The organism is Vreelandella zhuhanensis (assembly GCF_009793355.1).
Taxonomy (GTDB): domain Bacteria; phylum Pseudomonadota; class Gammaproteobacteria; order Pseudomonadales; family Halomonadaceae; genus Vreelandella; species Vreelandella zhuhanensis.
Genome location: NZ_WTKP01000017.1, coordinates 1 through 5,420 on the forward strand (window position 1 = coordinate 1; position 5,420 = coordinate 5,420).

Sequence of the window (5,420 nt, forward strand, 5' to 3'; positions counted from 1 at the left end):
GCGTTTTTTCATGGTTCCGTCCGTGTCAAAAATCCTGACATGGATATTACTCGAAAACTTTAGGCCAGGCACTTAGCAGAGCAGTACAAGAAACTTGCTGACAGTCAGATGGATGAACGAATGAGAATGACATTAACGTTCCTGGCTGATCGAGAGGCACGCATGAGTCGGTCGATGGCAAGTTATATCGAAGATGCCGAACCGAACTTGCTGAAGACTTGGCTAACCGATAGCCAGGAGTTCAATCATCCTGGCGCCTTGGCACGCATTCCAGAATGTCTTGGCTGCACCAATGTACAGGATATACATACTAACGTGCTGACAGCACACCAAACACTGATCGATATGTATCGCTTGCGTGCCGAACTGGCGGCGATTCCGGAAGAGTCGGCGCTGTTCGAAAGATTAGCGCAAAACCAGGAGACCGAAGCCAAACTGCAGTCTCGCGACATTGCCCGCTTGGAAATCTATTAACCACAGGGCGCACAATCAGTAGCACTTAGAATACTCCCTTTATTTGGGTACCCACATTTTACGGTTTATGAAACTCATGAGCCCAGCATGGTGGGGAAGACGGTTCACGGTCAGCCGCATCCTCTTCCGCCAAGGCTGTCAGCAGCATTTTTCGTAGTACCGGAAGGTGCGAGTGGTCGATGTTACGACTCGCAGTAAGAAGCGTAAGCTCTCCCTCGCGGGTTTATCTCATTAACGGCCACAATGTGTCAGGGCGTTCACACAGTTCAATGCGATAACAAGCATGAAAGGATGCCTCGCTAATTTGCTGACGATGGTATCGGCGACGCAGACTGGAAGAAGGCGCTGCGCCTGGGCACCATTCCGTCAATGCCAGCGCATCGCGTGTTGTACCCCGTGGCCATAGCCGCTCAACCAGCACACGAGCGCCATCATGCGCTTCCACTGGCGCATACACGCGCTTAAGCTTAATTTTCATAGAACATATTTATGGACTCCTTTAGTCTTTATGTTCCTGAATTCAAATAATGTTGAGCACAGTTTCCCCAGTCTGAAATCCGCAGCCCAATCGGGAGCAACAACGACATAGCGACGATCAAACTTTTGCGCAGCCTTGATCGCATTGACGCTCCAGCCAAGCAGGGCGATATAGCCCTTGTTTGGATCCTTGGGGTCTCGGTTCCTTTAACCAAGTCCATTTCCGGATCACGCCAGGCTGCTACCGCTTCGGGTAATTGCTTTTCTGATGTTATCGACATTCGATGTTCTCCTCTGCTGGTTAACCCAGACTGATTGCGCCGACATTGGAGCGCACCAGGTGAACTGAGCTGCAGTCAGCGTTATTCTTGTTCAGAGGCGTTTGAGTAAGCCAGCACTAGGGGCTGACGGATCCCGCTCGCCATCGCCTGGCACCGAGCGCCCTGGACCGAGTGCTGGCGACCATTCCCGGCATCGACAGCCGCCTGCAGGATGCTATCGCCGCTCGTGATGCCGATGATCCGCGGCGTCGCTTCCTCGAGGAAGAACTGCTCTTTCCCCTGCGTCAGCGCATCGTCGACCTCCAGCCGCAACTGGCGGTGAGCCAGCAGGGCGTGCTGGCGCTGGAAATCATCATCCGCAACAACCGGGAATTGATGCGCGGCATGGACAGGGCCATCAACGTCACCGTCTCGGCCCTCACCGTGGCGGTCACTGTGGCCATGGCCAACCAGCGCCTGGTGCTGGATCGCATCGAAGCCCTCAACTCCACCACGTCGCAGATGATCGGCGGGACTGCCAAGGCTCTGCGCCAGCAAGGCGTGGACATCCAGAAGCGGGCCTCCGGCGCGATGCTCGACATGCAGGTGCTCGAGGAGGCCTCCGGCGAGGTGATGGGCGCAATCGATGATCTCTCGACCTATCGTCAGGAGGCCCTGCCCCGGATGGATGAGCAGATCGACCGCCTGGCGACCCTGTCGCAGCAGGGCAATGCGTCCATCGAGCGTCTCCGAGAGTTTAACGAGGCACAACCGCGGAATGGCCGCTTCGATAAGCCTGCGCCGTGACTCGCGCGGTCTGAGCGCAGTTTCGCGTCGGCGGCAGGGATGTTCTACGCTTGGGAAGAACCCCATGACATGGCCGACCCGAGGAGACCCCGCCATGACCAGCCAGCCCTTTCTTACCGACATCAAGACGATTCGCGACCGTGCCCGCCAGCATATCGAAGACGGTGCTGTCACTGCCGGATACAACGCCGATCGCGAGACGGTGATCCGGTTGCTCAACGAAGTACTGGCCACCGAGATCGTCTGCACGCTGCGTTACAAGCGTCACCAGTACATGGCGACCGGCCTCAGCGCCAAGGTGGCGGCAGATGAGTTCCAGGAGCATGCCAGACAGGAACAACAACACGCCGACTGGGCGGCCGAGCGCATCGTCCAGTTGGGCGGTGAGCCTGATTTCTCGCCGGAAGGCCTGGTGTCGAGGGCACATGCAGAATACGTGCCCGGCGAGAACCTGCGGGACATGATCAAGGAAGACCTGATCGCCGAACGCATCGCCATCGACAGCTATCGTGAAATTGCCGCCTATCTCGGCGACCAGGACCCAACCACACGGCGCATCATCGAGGATATCCTCGCCCAAGAGGAAGAACACGCCGACGACATGCAAGGCCTGCTCGAGGGGCTCGACGCCCTGCAACGCAACAACGCCTGACCGCTGCACTGTATTCGACAGGAGATTGACGCTATGTCCAGCCCTGAGTACAAGCAGAAAATCGGAAACAGCCTTTAAAAATTCACGACAGGCGCGAATCTTGAATTCCAGGCAGGTGAGGCGAGGCTTTTCTTGATCTGAGTCATTTCAGAAAGACTTTGAATTTTTGAGCACTGCTAACTTAACTTAGATCAATTCACTCCTAGATTAGGGAAGTTACCTTGGCGACATGGGGTGACGAGCAAGGATACGCTCGATATGGCCAGGAGGCCTTGCCCCATACCTGTTTCCATTGCCCTGTTTTCTAGCCTGCCCGCAGGGCAATTTTTATTTCTAGCTCCTCTCAGCTATTTTCTCCCAACTCTAGAGAACGTTCATGATTGACCAATCCGTTCGCATTGACCTCGCTGATGGGTCTTCCTGGTACTTTCCTTCGGATACCACGTTGAAGGAAAGGGCCGGCCTGGTGCTTTCGCATATTCATGCCACGCTCAAAGATATTGAATTGAACTACGATAACGTCCGGCATATAACCGACGACCGACGGCGTCAGCTGCTCAAAAAACTTACCTATGAAATGGACTTTGCTACGGGACTGCTGGAAGAAGCAGCCTGATTCCTTTCTGTTTGTTCTTCTTGATTATCCACCTCAGTCAACCATCAGGCCGTTTCGGATGCTTCGGTGGCATCGCCAGTGACTGTCGCCATGCCTCATCCGCTTGAAATGTTGCGCTGCACAAAAATCCCTGTTATTGTGCACTGCAACAGAGCGGGAATCTCCCGTTCCATCGCATTCAGAACCCGGAGGTTCTCATCATGACCAACGCATTTGACACCAAGCAGATCACCAATCAATTCGAATCCATGTTCTCCGGTCCGGCTCGCGCCTACGCCGAGCTTTCCGTGAACTACACCGAGAAGCTGGTCAACGCCCAGCAGGACGCTGTCAAGGCTTATTCCGAGACTAGCCTGGCGCAGCTGCGCAACCTCATGAACGTCAAGGATGCCGAAGGCCTCCGCGAGTACATGGAAGGCCAGCAGCAAGTCGCCAAGGACCTGACCGAGCGCCTGAAGGGCGATGCCGAGAAGGTCGTGGCCCTGCAGCAGGACTTCGTCAAGGATAGCCAGAAGCTGACCGAAGAGAACGTCAAGCAGACCCAAAAGGCTGCTGAGAGCAACGTCAAGCAGGCGGCTGACACTATCAATACCACCGCCAAGACTGCCAAGTCTGCCTGATTCAGGCGCTGGCCATGCCGGCGCACTGAAAGGGTAATATCAAGGGCCGCCGATCACCGATCGGCGGCCCTTTTATGGGTGCGCCAGGCATGGCGCGCAGCGCCTTGACTGGCGCTGTTCCTGGGGGTGACCCCGGCCCTTACCCGATTCTGTATGTTTTTAACCCACACTTTTGCATTGGCTTCTGTTGAAACGCACAGGATGCCTTTGGACGAATCTCCCTTTTGGGACATCGCAGTCTGTGGCTTTTTCTGCCACCTGAATCTGCTACCAGCTCACTACAATCGCGTATTTGCTTATGTAGGAATGACAGAAGCCTTCGAGTCCGCTACTGTCGTTATAAGCGTTGCAAGCAAGCCTCTGACGCAGGACGTGGGCTTTTAAGCAATGCCAATTGTTTTCTTTGCATTTAGTTTTAATGGCATATGTAGCTAAACGACCCAAAGCGGCCATCTCGACAAAGGCATCGAGCATCTCGGTCCGTGTTATGCCGCATGCACTATAATTGGTGTTATATTGCCGAATTATACTTAGTATTATGGTTTTTCAGTAGATTTAGGTAGGAGGCGGCGTGCGGCTTAACATTGTTGAACGCGCGAGCGTGCTCATCCAATATCAGGGCGTGCTGTCTAATGCCTGTTAGCAGTAATATATGCCAGCAAATCAATTGGCGGATCGGAGCAAAGATGAATAAGGCGAAAAATATTTCTGATTGGATAGGGCGTGCTGTTTATGGGCTCATCAGCTTGAGCTTGGGGATTATAAGTCTCACAATGATGGGCGTTGCCTTATGGGATATATGGCTCTCGTTACACGAAAAGACCTTGCTTATTGCAGCCCTTCTTAATGCCATTGGCTTGATCGTGATTGGAATGGCTGTTTTCGATGTGTCCAAATTCTTGTTGGAAGAAGAAGTTTTCAGCAGCAGTGCTACGAAGTCGCCTGAAAAACAGAGGGAGGCTTTATTAAAGTTTCTCGTCATAATTGCCATTGCTATAAGCCTGGAATCCCTAGTGTTCATTTTTGACGCCGGGTCAAAAGACATTACTACGTTGATCTACCCCACTTTCTTGTTAATTGCAGCTATTTTGTTGGTAGTCGGTCTTGGTGTATATCAAAAGTTGACTCGTGATGAAGTCACATAGCCACTATACAAAACGTTATCACGGTTTCTGCTCGAATATTGCCGTAGCATGATTTATTGGTGATAGCACACGCATGGAGACCAAGAACAAATAGATGACAGCTAACAATTGGATCAAGTTGACGTATTCCGCGTTGCTCCATGCGCAATTTACCTGTGGCGTTACATAAGCTCTCGCTGAAATTCCGCTCATGGCCGAAAGCAAATAAAAATAACTCAGATGGAGCCATGGCGCTTCTCGAAAAAAGTGCCGTGGCTCTATGTTGTCGCGTCATATAATCACTTAGATACAGTGAAGTGGCTATAGTTTCCCGGACACACAGGCGCAGGTAAAATCTCCTGCCAATAGAGGTGTGTCATGAATCAGAAA

At 52.9% G+C, this 5,420-nt stretch carries 5 protein-coding genes and 3 pseudogenes; 6 read left to right on the forward strand and 2 right to left on the reverse strand.

Translation table 11 applies throughout. The features are described from left to right. Nucleotides 1-126 precede the first annotated feature (126 nt). Nucleotides 127-474, forward strand: coding sequence for a 2-hydroxyacyl-CoA dehydratase (locus GPM19_RS15085; RefSeq protein ID WP_160419841.1), 348 nt, complete (start codon nucleotides 127-129; stop codon nucleotides 472-474). Nucleotides 475-532: 58 nt separating this feature from the next. Here GPM19_RS15085 and GPM19_RS15720 read toward each other — a convergent pair. Then, nucleotides 533-952, reverse strand: a pseudogene (locus tag GPM19_RS15720) (DUF488 domain-containing protein). A gap of 74 nt (nucleotides 953-1,026) precedes the next feature. Further along, nucleotides 1,027-1,232, reverse strand: a pseudogene (locus GPM19_RS15485) (carboxylate--amine ligase); the annotation flags it as partial. Between the two features lie 129 nt (nucleotides 1,233-1,361). Between GPM19_RS15485 and GPM19_RS15095 the strand changes: the two are divergent. From GPM19_RS15095 to GPM19_RS15300, 5 genes and pseudogenes are all read left to right on the forward strand, one after another. Further along, nucleotides 1,362-2,018, forward strand: a pseudogene (locus tag GPM19_RS15095) (toxic anion resistance protein); the annotation flags it as partial. A gap of 94 nt (nucleotides 2,019-2,112) precedes the next feature. Then, nucleotides 2,113-2,670, forward strand: a complete 558-nt coding sequence (locus GPM19_RS15100; protein ID WP_160419842.1) for a ferritin-like domain-containing protein — start codon at nucleotides 2,113-2,115, stop codon at nucleotides 2,668-2,670. 376 nt (nucleotides 2,671-3,046) lie between these two features. Then, nucleotides 3,047-3,286 carry a hypothetical protein gene (locus GPM19_RS15105; RefSeq protein ID WP_160419843.1) on the forward strand — a complete coding sequence of 80 codons (240 nt, stop codon included), beginning with the start codon at nucleotides 3,047-3,049 and terminating at the stop codon, nucleotides 3,284-3,286. A gap of 200 nt (nucleotides 3,287-3,486) precedes the next feature. Further along, entirely contained in the window at nucleotides 3,487-3,906 is a 420-nt protein-coding gene (locus GPM19_RS15110; protein WP_160417210.1) for a phasin family protein, read from the forward strand. A gap of 686 nt (nucleotides 3,907-4,592) precedes the next feature. Beyond that, the gene (locus tag GPM19_RS15300) at nucleotides 4,593-5,051 is read left to right on the forward strand and encodes a general glycosylation pathway protein (RefSeq protein WP_227842490.1); all 459 of its coding nucleotides are present in this window, start codon (nucleotides 4,593-4,595) and stop codon (nucleotides 5,049-5,051) included. The last annotated feature ends 369 nt before the right edge of the window (nucleotides 5,052-5,420 follow it).